17 protein-coding genes are annotated in these 17,111 nt (G+C 65.8%); 7 read left to right on the top strand and 10 right to left on the bottom strand.

From position 1 onward, the window contains the following. Window positions 1–95: 95 nt before the first annotated feature. Both HEP73_RS11365 and HEP73_RS11360 read right to left on the bottom strand, forming a co-directional pair. Entirely contained in the window at window positions 96–1,388 is a 1,293-nt protein-coding gene (locus HEP73_RS11365; protein ID WP_185820094.1) for a nucleotidyltransferase family protein, read from the bottom strand. Then, a complete protein-coding gene (locus tag HEP73_RS11360) occupies window positions 1,385–2,881 on the bottom strand; it encodes a B12-binding domain-containing radical SAM protein (RefSeq protein WP_185820093.1) in 1,497 nt (498 codons plus the stop codon). Before HEP73_RS11360 ends, HEP73_RS11365 begins: the two co-directional genes overlap by 4 nt. Window positions 2,882–3,084: 203 nt before the next feature. On the opposite strand from HEP73_RS11360, the gene HEP73_RS11355 reads away from it, so the two are divergent. The 6 genes from HEP73_RS11355 (at window position 3,085) to HEP73_RS11330 (ending at window position 9,058) form a co-directional block, all read left to right on the top strand. Continuing rightward, window positions 3,085–4,143 (top strand): serine kinase, encoded by a 1,059-nt coding sequence (locus HEP73_RS11355; protein WP_185823392.1) that lies wholly within the window; start codon window positions 3,085–3,087, stop codon window positions 4,141–4,143. 156 nt (window positions 4,144–4,299) lie between these two features. Next, window positions 4,300–6,015: an ATP-binding cassette domain-containing protein gene (locus HEP73_RS11350; protein ID WP_185820092.1), complete on the top strand. Its 1,716-nt coding sequence runs from the start codon at window positions 4,300–4,302 to the stop codon at window positions 6,013–6,015. Between the two features lie 229 nt (window positions 6,016–6,244). Continuing rightward, window positions 6,245–6,952 (top strand): TraX family protein, encoded by a 708-nt coding sequence (locus HEP73_RS11345; protein WP_185820091.1) that lies wholly within the window; start codon window positions 6,245–6,247, stop codon window positions 6,950–6,952. Window positions 6,953–7,658: 706 nt separating this feature from the next. Continuing rightward, on the top strand, window positions 7,659–8,252 hold the full coding sequence (locus HEP73_RS11340) for a VC1465 family Xer recombination activation factor (RefSeq protein WP_185820090.1): 594 nt from the start codon (window positions 7,659–7,661) through the stop codon (window positions 8,250–8,252). After that, on the top strand, window positions 8,249–8,791 hold the full coding sequence (locus tag HEP73_RS11335) for a hypothetical protein (RefSeq protein WP_185820089.1): 543 nt from the start codon (window positions 8,249–8,251) through the stop codon (window positions 8,789–8,791). Before HEP73_RS11340 ends, HEP73_RS11335 begins: the two co-directional genes overlap by 4 nt. A gap of 87 nt (window positions 8,792–8,878) precedes the next feature. Continuing rightward, window positions 8,879–9,058, top strand: a complete 180-nt coding sequence (locus tag HEP73_RS11330) for a hypothetical protein (protein WP_221899344.1) — start codon at window positions 8,879–8,881, stop codon at window positions 9,056–9,058. A gap of 632 nt (window positions 9,059–9,690) precedes the next feature. Here the strand turns inward: HEP73_RS11330 and relB are convergent. Both relB and HEP73_RS11320 read right to left on the bottom strand, forming a co-directional pair. After that, window positions 9,691–9,885 carry a type II toxin-antitoxin system RelB family antitoxin gene (gene relB / locus HEP73_RS11325; protein ID WP_185820087.1) on the bottom strand — a complete coding sequence of 65 codons (195 nt, stop codon included), beginning with the start codon at window positions 9,883–9,885 and terminating at the stop codon, window positions 9,691–9,693. 944 nt (window positions 9,886–10,829) lie between these two features. Continuing rightward, window positions 10,830–11,036, bottom strand: coding sequence for a hypothetical protein (locus HEP73_RS11320; protein WP_185820086.1), 207 nt, complete (start codon window positions 11,034–11,036; stop codon window positions 10,830–10,832). A 157-nt stretch (window positions 11,037–11,193) separates the two neighbouring features. On the opposite strand from HEP73_RS11320, the gene HEP73_RS11315 reads away from it, so the two are divergent. Further along, complete coding sequence (locus HEP73_RS11315) at window positions 11,194–12,213, top strand: hypothetical protein (RefSeq protein ID WP_221899343.1); 1,020 nt, start codon at window positions 11,194–11,196, stop codon at window positions 12,211–12,213. A gap of 249 nt (window positions 12,214–12,462) precedes the next feature. On the opposite strand, the gene HEP73_RS11310 is transcribed toward HEP73_RS11315, so the two are convergent. The 6 genes from HEP73_RS11310 to HEP73_RS11285 all read right to left on the bottom strand — a co-directional run bounded on the left by HEP73_RS11310 (window position 12,463) and on the right by HEP73_RS11285 (window position 17,005). Further along, window positions 12,463–13,128 carry a hypothetical protein gene (locus HEP73_RS11310; protein ID WP_255423469.1) on the bottom strand — a complete coding sequence of 222 codons (666 nt, stop codon included), beginning with the start codon at window positions 13,126–13,128 and terminating at the stop codon, window positions 12,463–12,465. A 150-nt stretch (window positions 13,129–13,278) separates the two neighbouring features. Beyond that, a complete protein-coding gene (locus HEP73_RS11305) occupies window positions 13,279–13,923 on the bottom strand; it encodes a DUF3299 domain-containing protein (RefSeq protein WP_255423468.1) in 645 nt (214 codons plus the stop codon). Further along, window positions 13,910–14,497: a DUF3299 domain-containing protein gene (locus tag HEP73_RS11300; protein ID WP_185820085.1), complete on the bottom strand. Its 588-nt coding sequence runs from the start codon at window positions 14,495–14,497 to the stop codon at window positions 13,910–13,912. The genes HEP73_RS11305 and HEP73_RS11300 overlap by 14 nt, the downstream gene beginning before the upstream one ends. 2 nt (window positions 14,498–14,499) lie before the next feature. After that, on the bottom strand, window positions 14,500–15,753 hold the full coding sequence (locus HEP73_RS11295) for an ABC transporter permease (RefSeq protein ID WP_221899413.1): 1,254 nt from the start codon (window positions 15,751–15,753) through the stop codon (window positions 14,500–14,502). A 2-nt stretch (window positions 15,754–15,755) separates the two neighbouring features. Beyond that, window positions 15,756–16,469 carry an ATP-binding cassette domain-containing protein gene (locus HEP73_RS11290; RefSeq protein ID WP_185820083.1) on the bottom strand — a complete coding sequence of 238 codons (714 nt, stop codon included), beginning with the start codon at window positions 16,467–16,469 and terminating at the stop codon, window positions 15,756–15,758. Continuing rightward, window positions 16,466–17,005 (bottom strand): ZrgA family zinc uptake protein, encoded by a 540-nt coding sequence (locus HEP73_RS11285; protein ID WP_255423467.1) that lies wholly within the window; start codon window positions 17,003–17,005, stop codon window positions 16,466–16,468. The genes HEP73_RS11290 and HEP73_RS11285 overlap by 4 nt, the downstream gene beginning before the upstream one ends. Window positions 17,006–17,111: the final 106 nt, after the last annotated feature.

Here is a 17,111-nt window from a genome sequence, read left to right as displayed (position 1 = left end):
CGCACGGATCCAATGTAGGAGCGGCTTCAGCCGCGACAGGCATTCCGGATAGCGCCTGTCGCGGCTGAAGCCGCTCCTACAGGGAGCTACATAACTCAACGCGCAGCCGCATATCCCTGCAGTGCGCTACGCACCGCATACAGCGTATCCATGCGCGGCACCGGCCGCAGCAGGCGCAGCAGCACGCGCCGCCGCTGCGGCAGGGCGACCCAGGATTGGCCCTGCAGCCACAGCTGGGTGCGGATCATGTCGGCACGTTCCTGCTTGCTTTCCTGCGAGGGCTGCAGCCGCTGCCGCAGATAGCGCACGACTTCGCCGGGCGAGCGCGCCCATTCGATCCCGGGCAGCGCCGGCAGCCACAGCTGCGAGCACGAGGCACGGGTCAGGTCCAGCCGCCGCGAGACCAGCCGCAGCAGCGGCGGGCACTGCGCGCGCAACTGCGCCAGCACCGGCTTCGGAATCGCCGTGCGGTAGTAGCGCAGCACCAGTTGCAACGGCGGCAACGCCCACCACGGCGCGCCATCGGCGTCATCGCACAGTACCCGCCAGTCCTTGCCGCTCATCCGCGTGGCCAGCAGCGAGATATCGTGCAGATGCATCAAGCGCAGGCTGCGACTGCAGATGCCGCCAGCCGCGTGCAGCAGCAGATGGCTCATCAGCGCGCCGTTGGACGGGTAGGGGTTCAGCCCGGGGCGGCTGTCGCGCGGGAAGATGCGCTCGCTGATATCGACTGTGGCCAGCGGTAACCGCTCCTGGATGCGCAGGTGCAGCTCGATATTGATCGGCGTGTCGCGATGCTCGCCCAGGCTGGCGACGGGCTGCGCCTGCGCCGGGCGGAAGGTCTGGTGCTTCCACTGCGCGAATTCGGCTACGTATCCGAGCTCTTCCAGCAACGCACCCGCTTGCGCCGCATCTTCGGCGCGCACCAGCAGGTCGATGTCGGCCATCGGCCGGTCGCCAGGCAGGTACAGGCCTTGCGCGTGCAAGGCCGCGCCCTTCAGTGGCACGATCGCCACGCCGGCAGCCTGCGCCAGCGCATCGATCCGCTCCAGCAGCGCGGCGATGCGCCGGTAGCGGTGGGCGACGTGCTCGCGCTGCTCGGCCAGGAACGCGCTCCAGTCGCGATCGGGCCACACCGACAGCCGGCTCAGCAACGGCCCGATGCCGTGCGCGGCGGTCGCCGCCGCGGCCAGCTGCCATTGCAGCCGGTTCCACTGCGGCATCGGGTTGCCCGGCCGCGCCAGCTCGTGCGCCAGGGTTTCGGTCGCCAGCCGCAAGCCGCGGCCGACCTGTTTCAACGCAGGCTGCGTCGCGCGCTCGGCAAATGCATCGATGAAGGGATCGGCGGAGGAGGGCGCCTGCGCTTGCGGCGTCGCCTGCGCGCTCATTGGCGTTGCGCCAGCGGGATGCGGCGGTCGGAGGCGATGGCTGCGGCAGGCAGGGCGGCGTCGGTCCGGTGCTGGCCTTCGCTTGCGATCAATGCGTCCCACTGTGCATCCAGTGCCGCCCAGTCCTGCGCATAGTCCTGCGGCGGCCGCGTGGCTTCGGTGCGCTGCAGGTCCACCTGCCGGTGCAGCAGATCGCGCACCCGCCGGTAGAACTCCGAGTCGTAGGCGCCATGGAACATCATCGCCAGGTCGTCGCTGTCCTGCCAATGGGTCTTGCGGCCGAGCTGGTTCTTCACCTGCTGGTAGAACTTGGTGCCGGGCAGCGGATACGACACGCTGACGCCGATGTCGTCCGGGCGCGCCGTCGCCACCAGCGCACGGGTGGCGAGGATGTCGTCCAGTTGCTCGTCTAGGTAACCGAGCTGCAGGAAGAAACCGACGCGGATGCCGTGCGCGCCCAGGCGCTGGCGCGCGGCGATCACGTCCTCCACCGCGGTGCCCTTGGTCATCTTGTCGAGGATGCGCTGGCTGCCGCTTTCCGCGCCGATCCACGCCTCGGCGCAGCCGGCGCGGGCCAGCGCGGCGGCCATGCGTTCGCTGCCGAGATCGGCGCGGGTCTGGATGGTGAATGGAATCGAGCCATCGGCCGCGGCCAGCACCGCGGCGAATTCTTCCACCCATTCGATGTGGAAGCCGAAGATGTCGTCGGCCATCCAGATATGGTCGGGGGCGAAGGTGCGCTTGAGGTGGATCATTTCCGCGGCCACTTCCGGCGCGCTGCGGCGCTTGTAGTGGTTGCCCCAGATCGGCTTGGCGCACCAGTTGCAACGGAACGGGCAACCACGCGAGGCGGCCATGTTCAGGCTGAAATAGCCATGCCGCTGCAGCCACAGGCGCCGGTAGCGTTCGATATCGACCAGGTCCCAGGCGGCCAGGCCGGACAGGCGCGGATCCGGCGGCCGCGCGCCGATCTGCGCGCGCTTGAGCTGCGGCAGCGCGGCGGTGGCGACATCGGCCACGTCCGCCACCCAGGCCGCGGCGTCGATGCCGGGCGTTCGCTGCAGCCGCTCGACCAGTTCCAGCAGCGGCGCGATGCCTTCGCCGATCAGCACCGCGTGCGCGCCAGCGGCCAGGAACGCTTCGGGATGGTCCGACGCGTCGGAGCCGGCCACGATCACCCGGCTGCCGCCGGCACGCGCCTCGGCGATCATCCGGCAGGCGGCCTCGCGCATCCGGCTCAGGCACATCTTGGTCAGGAAATTGAAGTTGTCCTCATAAAACACCACTAGGTCCGGCTGCGCGGCGCGCAGCGAGCCTTGGTAGTCCTCCACGCCGTCGGCCAGCATCGCGTCGAACAGCGTCACCTCGTGCCCATGCCGGCGCAGCAGCGTGGCCACCTGCAGCGTGGCCAGCGGCGGATACGGCTTGCCGCGCTCCCATTGCTTGGGATCGTAGCGCAGGAAATAGGAGTGGCTGACCTGGATCTTTGGCATCGGCGGAAGGGTCTCGTTCGGCGCCGGCGACAGATGCCGCGGCGCATGCAGCAGTGGCCGCGCACAGGTGGCCGTGCCGTAAGTGCCGCTGGCGGCAGCTTTGGTTGTGCGCGTTGCGCAGCCACGTCGGCGCGCGCTACCCGCGCAACCTTTGCTGCCGCTGCACGCACTCACGCGCATCGACCCCACGGACCCATCCCCCGATGCAGCTCTCGACCGTGCGCACGCAACGCTGGGAGCCTGTGGGCGGCACTGCCGCAACCCAGGCTGGAGTTGCTGCCGATCCGTTCCACGACCGGCTGCGGCGCGACCACGTCCTCAGCAAGCAACTGCTGGGTGGCCGCTTCCGCTTCGAAAGCAACAGCGAGGCCTTGCTGCAGCTGGTCGAAGCGGCGTTCGGCGGCGTACCGCCGCACCAGCTGCCGGAGGCAGCCGACTTCCATATCGAGCTGAACCTGGTCGCGCGCCACGACGCCCCCTATGTGTTCGCACTGCAGCCGCCGCCGGTGCAGACCCATTCCGGCGCGGGCGCGCTGTGCGGGGTCATCGACGCCGACAACTACATGGTGCTGATGCCGGACCAGGGCAGGGCGCTGCTGGTGGTGTCGGAAGACATGCTCGCCCATCCCTACCATGTGCGCTACGAACTGATCGAGTTCGCGGTGTTCGTGCTGGCGGCGCGCGCGATGCGTCTGGTGCCGCTGCACGGCGCCTGTGTCGGCGCCGGCGGGCGCGGTGTGTTGCTGCTCGGCGCCAGCGGTGCGGGCAAGTCCACTCTGGCCCTGCACAGCATGCTGCGCGGGCTGGAGTTCCTCGCCGAGGACGCGTTGTTCGTCGAGCCGCAGCGCATGCTCGCCACCGGCATCGGCAACTTCCTGCACCTGCGGCCGGATCTGCTGCGGCTGGTCGACGAGCAGACCCGCGCCTGGATCGCCGCCGCGCCGACGATCCGGCGCCGCAGCGGCGCGGTCAAGCACGAAGTCGATATCCGCAACGGTCGCGCATGCCTTGCGCCCGCGCCGTTGCAGCTTGCCGGTGCGGTGTTCGTTTCCAGCACGGCCGCCGCCGATCCGCAGCAGCTGTTGCGTCCCATCGCCGAACACGAGGTGCTCGAGCGCCTGACCGCCGACCAGCCTTACGCCGCCGCGCAACCGGGATGGGCGCTGTTCGCACGCCAGTTGCAGCGACTGGGCGTGTACGAACTGCAACGCGGCACGCATCCGGATGCTTCGGTCGACGCCGTGCTGCAGTTGCTGCGATGAGTACGGCGACGACGAGCGTATGCCGGCCATGAGAACGGAGACGTCGCGCGCAGGCGAGGGCGGTCGCAGTGCCATGCTCGCACTTGCGCGGCATACAGGCGCGTCGCAGCGCGCCGTGCTGATCGGAGAACGGGCGCCGTCCCCAGGCAGCCACCGATGATCGCGCGCAGCCACACCGCGCCCGACGCGGCGCCACCTCTGCTGCGCACCTTCATCGCCACCCTGGATCGTGGCGAGCGGATGCGCATCTGTCTCTACGTCGTGCTGTCGTTGGTCTGCGCGCTGGCCGGCGCCGTGGCCACGGTCGCCCTGGTACCGCTGGTGCAACCAGGGCATGCACTGACGCTAGGCGGCCACGTGCTCGCGTTGCCCGACGGCGTCCTCGCCCAGGCTGGGATCTTCGTCGTCGCCAGCGCCGGTTTCGCCTTGCTGCGCTGGACGGGCGCGCGGCTGGCTGCTGACCTGGCCAGTGGCCATGCGGTGCGCCTGCGCCGCATGGTGCATGCGCGCCTGCTCGACGCGCCGCTGCCGGCGCTGGCCGACGCCAGTTCGGCGGAAATCGCCAACGTGCTCACCTACAACATCGAGATCATCGTCCAGGGCTTCAGCGCATTGCTGCAGTTGCTGGTGGCGGCCATCACCGCCGGCGTCAGCCTGGGCATCGCCTTTCTGGTGTCGCCGATCCTGGTGCTGGCGCTGCCGCCGCTGCTGGGCCTGGCCGTGCTCGCGTTCCGCATCTCCGGCCACGAACAGGCGCGGGTCAGCCGCCAGTACGTCGCCGATATGACCCGGCTGTTCTGGCTCAGCGAGGATTTCCCGCGGCGCCTGCGCCACGTGCGTTCGTTCGAACGCGAAGACCTGGAGAAAAACGGCTACGACGCGATCTCCAGCCGGCTCAGCCATGGCTACTGGCGGCAACAGGCACTGGTCGCCTCGGGCCGGCTGCTGCTCGAACTCAGCGCCGTCGCCGCCATCGCCGCGATCATGCTGCTGGCCGGCCTCTGGCACGGCATCGACCGCGGCGCGCTGATCACCGTAGGCCTGTTGCTGGGGCGGCTGTTGCCGTATCTGGTCTCGACCCGGCAGAGCTTTCAGCAACTGCGTTCGGCGGCGCCGGCGCTGGAGTTATGGCAACACTATGTGGGCCTGGGGACGGCGAGGGCGGTGCCGGCAACGCCGCACGCGGCCGCGCCCATGCATGGCCCGCTGCGGATCCACCGGATCGGCCTGGCGCCGCCGCTGGCCGCGATCGCGATCGGCGAACTGATCCTGGCGCCCGGCAGCATGACCTTGATCTGCGGACACTCCGGTGCCGGCAAGAGCAGCCTGATGGACGTGCTCGCCGGCATGGTCGAACCGCGCGAGTTCGCGGCGCAATGCGATGGGCAAACGCTGGATTTCGCGGCGTACCGCGCCCTGGTCCGGCATGGCGCCTATGTCGGCCAGAGCGTGCGCCCGTGGCAGCACACGGTGCGCGACTGCCTCGCCTGGGCCGAGCCGGGCGCCAGCGAAGCGGCGATGTGGCAGGCGCTGCGCGACGTCGGCCTGGCCGCGCGCCTGCAGGCTGGCGCGCAGGGCCTGGACACCACCTTGAACAGCGCCGCCGCCAAACTCTCAGGCGGCGAACTGCAACGCTTGCTGCTGGCGCAGGTGATCCTCAGGCAGCCGCGGATCGCCTTGCTCGACGAAGCCACCAGCGCACTCGACGCGGTCTCGGAGAAGCACGTGCTGTCGACGCTGCGGCAACGCCTGCCGCGCACCGCGCTGGTCGTCGTGTCGCACCGGACCAGCCTGTCGGCCGTGGCCGACCGCTGCCTGCACATGACGCGCCCGGCATCGGCGCCACTGCCGATGGCACAACAGTCGCTCTGACCTGCGCCGCATGCGGGCGCGATCCGCGCTGGCGCGCCGCGCTGCGAAAAGCGATGACCCGTATTGCTGCCTTGCACGGAACCGTCTACCGTCCATGGCCTCGACAGCATGCGCGCCTGCTGTTCGCCGGATCACCGCCCTACGCACCGCATCGCTCATCACAGGCAATGGCGCAAGGTAGGGGCAGGGCGGACACCTGGCCGCCAGGAGCGGCGTTCTGAACGACACGATGACCAGCAGTGCCCGCGAACTGTTGAAATGGATCGCCTTGCTGCTGATGACCGGCGATCACGTAGCGAAGGTGCTCGACGACGGCTACCTCCCGGTCGTGTCCGAACTCGGCCGTGTAGCGTTCCCGCTGTTCGCCCTGGTCATGGCCTACAACCTGGCCCAGCCTGGCGCCGACGTACTCAAGTCCGTGCGCAGGCTGCTGCTGTGGGGAATCCTGGCCCAGCCGGCGTGCGGACTGGCGTTCGGCTACTGGGTGCCGTTCAACGTGCTGCTGAGCTTTGCCCTGGCGGCGGCGGCGATCTGGAGTATCCAGCAACGGCAGTGGACCTTGCTCGGCATGTGCGTCCTGGCGGCGCCGCCGCTGGTGGACTACAACTGGGCCGGACTGATCCTGGTGCTGACCGCCTGGTGGGTGTTCCGTTTGCGCGCGGTGCCGCAGGCGCCACGCCAGGACGCCATGCGGCACGGCGTCCGCCACGTGGTCGAACACCGCTATGCGCGCATCGCCATACTCGTCGTGGCGTTCGGACCGCTGTGCTGGTGGAACGGCAACGGCTGGGCTTTGCTGGCATTGCCGGTAGTAGCGCTGCTGGCGAACCGCGATTTCCCCATTCCACGGACGCGCTGGGCGTTCTATCTCTACTACGTGGGGCATCTGGCGGTGCTTGCGGTGTTGGCGCGAACGATGGCCGTACATGCCGCCTGACATCGGGGCGTTGCATCTGTCTAAGCGTGCGCTTCACTCCTCACATATCATCTCTGCCATGGGGGGTGAGCATGGATGTTCGTGTCTTAGGGCTGTTCTTGTTGCTTTCGGCGTCCGCTTTGTCTGCGCAGACGCGCTCAGCCGCTGGCCGTGGCATCGAGCGTGTGAACCCAAATCGCAATGTCACTGCGGTTCCGAAGCTCGATTGTCGCAAGCTTCTTGCTAGCGATCCTCGGCCATGGGTACATGCATATTGCGAGCATGTCGACTTCGCGATGCAGGACGGCATGTCCCGCGCCTGGGGACGTCCTCGGCCATCTTCGGTTCTTCTCGATATCCCTGCACTTGGTACCGCTGAAGCCAGGGCTTCCGGCGTCTCATGTTCCGAGGGCCGTGTGATCCGCAGAGTGGGCAATGGCTGGGAGCAAGCGCTCGATCAGCAGCGTAACTATCTGCGCTGCCGACCCTCGGTAGAGCTGCCGGCGATATCCATTGGTCGATGACCGGGGCGGGGCTTGCCACTGTGTATTCCTTATCCTGCGATCAATCCACCTGTAAGGCGAGATGGAGCCGACTTTAGGGTTGCCAGGGGCAAAGAGCGGCAAGAATGGTAGCAACCCAACGCAGCTACACTGCGATTTTAACATAATATACATTATGCGAAATTGGCCGTGTCCCCGAACGGGGGCGCGGCCGGCCATCGCCCTTGCAGATCCGGCACCACGCTGACCGGTTCCGCACCGCCAGGTTCACCCTCGGCCTGTCCATCCGCGACTGCGCCGCTCTGCTGCGCGTCAGCGTGCGCACCGTCGCCAACTGGGAAGCTGCTCGATCCCGGATCCCCTACACCGCGTACAAGCTCATGCGCGTGCTCAGGGGCGGCAAGCTGCTCGGACCTGACTGGACCGGCTTCCAGGTGCGTGGCGACGTCCTGGCGACGCCCGAAGGCCGCGAGCTGCGTTCCAGCGACCTGGTCTGGTGGTCGCTCCTGGTGCTGCAGGCGCAGGAGTTCCGCAACATCATGGCCCAGCGGCGCGGCGTGTTGCCCACCCACGTGGCCACTGCTATGGTCGAACACTGCCGCGCGCCGGCGTGGGCCTCGAGGTCGACCAGGTCGACGCATTGTCGGCAGAGTGTCGACACTTCCGGGGACTTTTCACCGCTCCGGCCGGTGGATACACCGGTAGCTGTGCTACCGCACCAGCACAGCTCCAAGGTCGCTCCCCGGCGCATGCCGGTTGGCCCGAGCAGTAACACGGGCCAAAAGTCTCAGGACCATGCTCTGCGGAGGACCGCATGAGCGACCAGCTCCCGGTACCGTCCCGCAAGACCGCGCCCAACGTGCGCCTGGTCGACCCGCTCAAGACCCAGGCAGCTGCCAAGGCCAAGGATCTGGGCATCTCGCTCAATGCCTTGGTCTCCCTTGCCGTCAGGCAGTACCTCGACGGTGAAAAGCCTCAACACCAGCCCAAAGAGCATGACCCTGTTCCAGGCCTTCTTGCCTCGGCGCTGGGAATGCAGGCAGCTCTCGATGCCACGTCGCCAGTTGGGGCGCCACGACACGCCCCTGGAGGGACGATCGGGTCGGGGCGTGGCGCCCCCCTGCCCTCGCGTGCCAAGAAGGCCACGCCCGAGAGCCGATCTAAGTTCACTTTCATCCCCCATGGCGGTCTGGTTCGCGGCATGCCGAACCCTGCTATGACCACCTTCCTCTTATGCCCTCGTCGCTTTGTACCTACCGGCATCCTCGGCGCGTCTTTCCAGCATGAGTACGTGAAGGCCCAGGACTACCAGGATCGCATCTGGCGGCGTTTTCACCAGAAGTCGCAAGGCATCTAGTTTTGTCACGCGTCACTAAAAGGGGGTTCTATGAAACGTCAGTCCGATGCTGATTACCTGCGGTCTTCGCTCCAACGTTCCTATCAGATGCGCGATATCGTCCTTGAGCTTCGCGCGGAAAAACCAACGTCAATCCAGGAGAAGATCGCCTATGCAGACGTGCTGCAGTCAATTGAGAGGTTCATCGCCTACTACCGGCGCGAGCTCTCTTTGCTTGCGCGGCGAGGTGGTCTAGGTCATCGCGTCCAGGTGAACCGTGTTGCCTGATGTTTCGCTTGTCCTGCTCTACGCCATCTTTCTCACTTCCATTTTCGTGACGCGTCACGGAATTATCTAATCTGGGGTGCGGGGGCACCCCGCGTAAACAGCTTGAGATCTATCAGCCCGCTGCCCTGATCGGCGCGGGCTTTTTCTTGCCGAGGCACTGACAAAAAGCTCGCGTCCTGCAAGCCGCTTTTAATTTAATGACGCGTCACGAAAATACCTATTTCATGACGCGTCAGGAAATTCATTTACGTTACGCGTAACGAATTAAACCGAGAAGTTTTTGCATGTGTCGACACTTTCATTTACTCTAAGATCACAGCGGGATTAACTCATGCGACGTATAACGAACCGATATACATTATGCGAAATGCTCTACGGGTCCGGCCCCCAGGTCGATCTAGCTGGTTTGAGCACTGTCAGTTTTTTAAAATCGTGCCCCTCATTGATTTTTAAAGACTTTTGTTCACCGCGGAGAATTTTGGGCGATCCCGGCGGAGACTCTGGGAAATCGACGCAGATGTTGCTGAGCAGCTGTGAACGTACGCAGACATTTGCGGTACACGATGAACGCCATGCGGAAAAAGCAGGCACTTTTACTCAGTCCACAGCGCTGACGCCCTGGTAGTACACCCTTATTCAATCAGGCAGATCTGTCGCTTCGCGGCGGCTTCGATCGCAGCGTGTGCGCGCGCCATCACTTGGTCGTGCGGAATCGTCGGCCGCGTGTCGGCCACGGCGCGCTCGATCTTCGCCCGGAACCACCGGTCGTAGTCCTCGGCGGCTTCGGTGGACTCAAATTCGGAAACACGGGGATCGAGCTTGGCCATGCCTACTCCAAGATGGAACGACGGAAAAGCTGCCCGGATTCGCCAAGATGGCATACCGATGGCGGCGGTTGCGAGTGCAATGACCTCCTTGCGGCTAGATCGGCCTGGTGTTCCCAGACCTTAGTAGAAGTCACTGCGGCTTTGTTGGTAGCTCTCGAAGGCTTGCTCGATCTCAGTATCAGTGGGATCTCGGTAGATCGAGTCACTGGGCTGTTGCAATCGATGAGTGACACGGTACCAGCCCGAAAATCGTCGAAGGAAAAGACGAAGCCCGACTTCGCAACAATGTCCTCTGGAGAAAGCACAGGTTCGTCCTTTAGCCTTTTCACCACGCCGGCGGCAGCATCCGCTGCCGCGATTGCTGTGCCCTCGCCTCCATCAACAAGATGGAGGGAAAACGTTACCGCCCATACTTGAGGCACAGCCTGAGACAACAGCCATGATCGGTATTGCGGATCTAGGTAGTCTGCGAGGTCATTCATGCCGCTTCTCTCTCCACACGGTTCTGCTTGCGATGGTTAGCTAAGGTGTGCATTCACACGTGCCATAGCATCAACGCCCCATGCGGGGCATGGCACGCGACCGGTAGAGATATGCCATGCCACTCGCAGTGCCTCTGCATCGACCAAGGCATGGTGTCGTCTGGACCGAACTGCAGGATGAGCCTCAAAGTAGGCTTCCACCAATGTCGCCGTCGGCCTGTCGTGAATGATCTGCACATCCACTGGCCGAGATCGAAGCCCGATCGCTCATGGCATCAGCAATGCGCCCAAGCTCCTCAAGACCACCGATCATCTCTTAGATGGATGAATAGCTGGCCAGAAAGCGATCGCCCTCATCCAAGACAAAAAGTGAAGCTGAAAACAACTGACGAGTTGAGGGAGGTAGCGGATCAATCCGGGAGAAGCGTCCCGCGTGCGCTTGATGTCGGAGGGAGCTTGGTTCTAAATGTAGCCGAGGATCGTATCCAGCGATTCATGGTGAAGTAGCACGACGAAGGAAGCAGTGTCGTGGCGATCTGGGTCGTCAAAGACATAGTCGGAAATTAGGTGCCATGCCGCGCGCTTCGGCGACGCTTCCAGCCAGTCGGAAATTGCCTGCTTCGCGCTTTGGTCGAGAACTTTGGTTAGAGTGATGATGAGGTCGATCATGGAGCTGACACCTATTCTTCTGTGGAATCTGCAAACGGTTTCGCGCAAACGCCGCTTTAGGTTGATGGGAAATCCGAAGTGTTGACTAAAGCCGCCGCGTGTGGACAAATGATTTATGGTCGCACCCGAAAGCGGCGGGAAGTACGGTCATTCGAGCATGAATATTTTCGAAGTCCAAGTTGCAAACGAACAGCTTCATCCCGCTTTCAAACGGCTCATAGGGCCGAGCTTCGCGGCTGAGCGCGCAGTGATCGAAAGCTGGGCAAATGGGTTTCGTGACAGAGACGGCAAGTTCACGAGGGAGTTCCAAACGACCTTCGACTCAAGCTATTGGGAGCTGTATCTGCACGCGGTGCTAAAGGAACTTAGGCTTGAGCTTGATCAGCGTCACCACGCCCCTGATTTCCTGATAACCGGCCCCACCAGTTTCACGATGGAGGCAACGATCTCCGCGCCAGCGATAGGCGGCTCACCTCCAGTCGGGCCCGGATTTCCGGATATCCCCGAGGATCTGAACGAGTTCAATCGCGAGTCAATCGTTCGCACATGCAACAGCATTTCGTCTAAGACGAAGCGATATCGGGACCACTACAGAACGCTCGAACACGTTCGGGACAAGCCTTTCGTACTGGCGCTGGCGCCTTTCGATCGTCCCATGTCGCACCTGGAGTTCGATCGGTCTATCCAAGCCGCCCTTTACGGTCGTTACGTTGACGAAGAGCAAACGATCGCCGCGGGTCTCTCGACCATGATCGAGTACGGCATCAGTGCTGTGATGAAACGGGCGGACGTTCCAATACCTGTTGGATTCTTCTGTTCCGACGTGTGCAAGGAAGTCTCGGCGGTTGTCTTCAGTCCGATCGCGGGTTGGGGGAAGATGTGCGCGCTTGCAGATGCGCCCGATATGCTTGCGATCTTCAATACGCTTCATGCGTCGCCACACACTCTGATGCCTGAGAAGCGTTGCGCAGTTAAACGTGACTATTCCGAGCACCTGCTGGACGGGTTACACATACTTCACAACCCATTTGCCACGCACCCTCTATCCATCGACATCTTCGATCACCCGCGAGTCTCGCAGGACTGGATCGCGTCCGATGGGGAGGTGTATCGTTCTAGGCCTGACGACTTCCTGATGTTCCGCAAGATGTTCGCGATCTCCCCCATTTCTGGGTGATGCGACTTACGCCCGCGCAAGCGTCTCGGGCGTCAAGCGAGGGCTTTGCAGAGCGATGGCCTAGGCACCGTCGTGGACTAGAAGCTTGTCAGTTCTCTAACTCAGAAAACCATGTCCGCTCCTGGCCGAAAGCGGACATGCGCCCTACCCTCGATAAACACCCCTAATCCACTGCTCCGCGAGCCCCTGTCTTGGCCAACGCCTACCATTCGCAACAGTCTGCTTTCGCAGCAACAGCAGCAACAGCCTTCAGCGGCAGGATTCCGGCAACTTGTCCAGCATGCCAGCCACCACCGGCGTCAACCGATTGGCGACCTCGGGCGGAATCGCTTCGCCAGCCCCCTGCCCGCTTTCGCTGCGGGCCTGTTCGCAGGCCTTGACGATCCGCGGGCGCGTGCTGGCCCAGAGCGCCCTGCACTGCCAGCCATTGCGGCCCAGCGGCAGCACCGCATAGGCGATCGACTGGCATTCCTGCGCGGCGCGTGCGCCCAGCGGCTGGCCGGCGTACTCGTGCGGTACCGCGTCCAACGTCGGCTGGTAATAGCTGTCGGGGAACGCCGCCGAGTAGCGCTCCGGGTCCAGTTGCAGCGGCAGACCGGTCGCCGCTAGGTCGAGCGCGCGCCCGCACGGTGCGGCTGCGGCGATGCGCTGGATCGCCTGGTAGATCGGCTGGTCCAGGTCCTGCTCGCGCGCAGTCACCGCGGACGTGGCGGCCAGCACCGGCAGGCGCGCGCGGTTGGCCATTTTCGCCAGTTCGCCGGCATGCGCCGGCGCGCAGCGCTCGCGCACGCTGGCCGCAAGCAGGAACGCCACGTCGCGGGCGAATGCGGCATCGCTGTGCAGCAGGGTGGCGATGCGCTTGCCGGCCGCATCGTCGGGCAATGGCGCGACATGGAATGCGGCAGCGACCGGCATGCGGGCCGGCGCGGTCACCGCGCCCGACGTCGGTCCCGCTTGCCGGTGTGCGCGCAACGCCAGCAGCACACCGCCAGCGACGGCGAGCGCGCAGGCGGCAAGCGCGATCCAACGCACGCTTGGCGACGTCGGCCGCATCCATCCGCGCCCTCAGCCCTTCACTGGGGTGATCGACGCGTCCTCGGCGTCGTAGGTCGCATTGGCGATGTGCGCCTTGAAGCTGGCCAGATGCAGCCGGCCCTGCAAATGGAACGGATCCCACAGCTGCGGCACGTCGATCGGGGTGCGCAGCACGACGTGCAGGATCTGGTTCGGTGGCGGCGGCGGCACGTGGATGCAGGCGCCATAGAACGGCACGAACAGCAGTTCGCTGACCTTGCCCTGGTCGTCGCTTTCCAGTGGCACCACATAGCCGTCCAGGGCGAAGCGTTTGCCTTCCAACGCCTTCACCACTTCCGACGAACCGAACTGCGCGGCGCGCTGGGTACCGGAGTGATCGATCGGCATGCCGTTGACCATCGAGGGGCCATCGTCGCCGGCCGCCTGGTCCATCGCGGTGGTGTCGCCTCTCCAGCCGGCACTGATGCGCGGCGGCGGGCGCTGGTAGATGTCGTTGGCCGGCGCCAGTTGTTCCCAGCGCTCCACCGTGTCGGCGACACCGTCGGCCGCAGCGGTCGCGTTCGCCGCTGCCGCCGACGGTTCGGGCCTCGTGCCGGGCTGCCCGTCGTGACCGTGGCAGGCCGCCAGCAGGCACAGCACCGCGGCCAGCGGTAGATGGCGATCAATCTTTTTCATAGGGATGCAGACGGGCCTGCTCCATCGTGTAGGCGGTGCCGGCGAGTTCGCCGTGCAGGGTCTCGGCGCGTAACTGGCCGGACAGATAGAACGGGCTGTACATGTCGGGCGGGTCGATCGGGGTGTCCAGGCGCACATGCACGATCTGGTTCGGCGGCGGCGGCGGCACGTGGATGCAGGCGCCGTAGTACGGCACGAACAGGAACTCGCGCACGCGGCCGGCATCGTCGCTGTCCAGCGGCACCACGTAGCCCGGCAGCCGCACCTTGCGCGCCAGCACCGCCGCCACCGTGTGGTAGGTGCCGGTCTGCGGCATCGCATGATTGCCGCTATGGTCGACCTGCGGTTCGCCGCCGTTTTCCATTGCCTGCAGGTCGGCGGGCGGCAGCATCGCGGTCCAGTCGAGCTCGCGGTAGCCGTCGGCGTCGGGCTCGCCCAGCGGCGGGTCGATCGGCACGTCGGCGACCAGCGCCGGCTGCGCCGCCGGCGCCTGTTGCACCTTGGGGTTGGCGGGTTGACGGCCGCAACCGCACAGCAGCGCGAGCGTCACCAACGGAAGCATCCAGCGGCGCATGCTCACAGCTCCGGCGACAGGCCATCGGCCAAGGTGCGGCGATAGGCCAGCAGGGCCGGCACGATGCCGGCGAGCACGCCGGCCAGCAGCACGCAGCCAAGCCAGCCCCATTCCACCTCGCTGGGCGCGACGCGGTTGATCGCCAGACCGAAATGGTCGAGCACCCAGCCGCGCGCCAGCCAGCTGGCCGCGCTCACCACCAGCAGCGCCAGTGCGCACGATACGACGGTGACCAGGCCTGCCTCGAACAGCAGAAGCCCGGCGATGTCGCGCGGCCGCGCGCCGACCGCGCGCAGGATCGCCATCTCGCGCCGGCGCTCCTGCAGCGTGGCTACCAGCAGCGCGACCATCGACACCAGGCCGAGCAGCACGACCAGCGAGGCGATCATGCGCAGCGCGCCTTGGGCGGTGCCCAGCGTGCTCCACAGCTGCTGCAGGGTCACGCCCGGCATGATCGCCAGCATCGCCTCCTCCGGGTATTCGTTGATCTGCCGCTGCACCGAGAAGGTGGCGATGCGGGTCTTCAGGCCGAGCATGAAGGCGGTGATGTTGTCCGGGGTCAGGTCCATCGTCCGCGCCTGCTCGGCGCTGACGTGCCGGCCTGGCAGGCGGACGCCGGAATGCCAGTCGATATGGATCGCCTCGATCGCCTGCAGCGACACCAGCACGCTGGAGTCCACCGGCGTGCCGGTGCGGCGCAGGAGACCGACGATGCGGAACGGCTTGTCGGCGTGGGTGGCCAGACCGATCCGTCCGGTGCCATGTGTCAGCACGATCTCGTCGCCGACGTGGCGGCCAAGCGCGGCGGCCACGTCGGCGCCGATCACCGCATCGTAGAGATCGGCGAACGCCCTGCCCTGCGCGAACGCCAGCGCATGCCGCGCGCCGTAGTGGTAGTGCTCGAAGAATCCGGTGCTGGTGCCGACCACCCGGTAGCCGCGATATGAATCGCCCAGCGACAGCGGCACCGCCCACTTCACTTCGGGCATCGCGGCCAGATCCTGGTAGCTCTTCCACGACACGTTGTTGGTGGCGTCGCCGATGTGGAACACCGAATACAGCAAAAGGTTCACCGGGCCCGAACGCGCGCCGACGATCAGGTCGGTGCCCGACACCGTGCTGGCGAAGCCCTCGTGCGCCTGCGCGCGGATGCGCTCCACGCCCAGCAGCAGCATCACGCTCAGGGTGATCACCAGCACGGTCAACGCCACGCCCAGGCGCCGGCTGCGCAGGCTGGCCAGGGCCAGCTTCAACAGGGTCATCGCGCACCTCCGGCGCTGGCGCGGTTGAGCGTGGCCAGGTCGGCCTGGGCGTCGAACAGCGGCGCGATCGACGGATCGTGGCTGACCACGATCGAACTGGTGCCGCCATGCCGACATTCGGCGAACAGCAGTTGCAGGAAAGCCTGCGCCGCGACCGGGTCGAGCGCCGAGGTCGGCTCGTCGGCGAGCAGCAACGGCGGCCGCGCGATCAACGCGCGCGCGGCGGCCACCCGCTGCTGCTGGCCGACGCTGAGGCGGCTGGCCGGCCGCGACCACAGCGCCGCCACGTCCAGCCCCAGCGCGGCCATCAGCCGTTCGATCTCCGCGTCCAGCGCCTGCGTGCCGGTCGCCAGCCGGCCGCGGCGGGCGGAGAACTGCAGGCCCAGTGCGATGTTGTCGCGCGCGCTCAGGAACGGCAGCAGGTTGAACTGCTGGAACACCACGCCGCAGTGGTCGGCGCGGAAACGGTCGCGCGCCGCCTTGCGCAACGCCGCCAGGTCCTGCCCGGCGACGTGCACCCGACCGGCATCGGGCTGCAGCACGCCGGCGATCAGCGCCAGCAAGGTGCTCTTTCCCGATCCGCTGGCGCCGCGCAGCAACAACTGCTGCCCGCGCGGCAGCGCGAACGCGGCAATCTCCAGCACCGGTGCGGCGGCGCCGGGATAGCCGAAGCGCACATCGCTCAGTTCGACGACGTGGTGCAGGCTCATCCCGGCAGGTTCACCCGGGTCTGCCCGGCCACCGCCTCGGTGCGGTCCTGGCCTGCCGCGGTGGCGACGTTCACCACCACCTTGTGCAGCCCCGCGAAGCGCTGCGACAGCAGCACCTGCAGGTGGTCGAGCCGGGCCGGGTGCGCGCACTGGAACGCGTAGCGGGCGTGGAACTCGGCATGGCTATGGCCGGGTTCGTCCGGATCCGCCATCGCCACGACATAGCCCTCGGTGTTCACCTGCGCACTGCGCAGCGAACAGGCCGCAGCGACCGGGAACTGTAGCCAGCGGGCACCGCGCAGCGTGGCGACTGCGGCATCCAGGCGCTGGCGCTCGTCGGCGTCGCGCGCCGGATGCTCGAAATCGAGGATGCCGATGCCCGGTGCGCTGAGCTGAACCTCCAAGGCCGTGCCATCCACGGCGACATCCAGGTTGGCCTGGCCATGCACGTGCGGGCCGTGATGACGGACCGCGTTGGCAGCGATCGGCAGGCTGGCCGAGGCGAGCAGCAGGAACAGGGGAATGGGATGTCGCATAGGGACCGTATTGGTTAAGTTATAATATTACACTACTTGAAAAGCAGACCGGTGATGCAAGCCTGGCGCTGGCCTCAGTCAGCCGCGGTTCGCCTCCGGCCACAAT

The organism is Xanthomonas sp. GW (assembly GCF_014236815.1).
Taxonomy (GTDB): domain Bacteria; phylum Pseudomonadota; class Gammaproteobacteria; order Xanthomonadales; family Xanthomonadaceae; genus Xanthomonas_A.
This window is presented reverse-complemented; position numbering and strand designations above follow the sequence as displayed.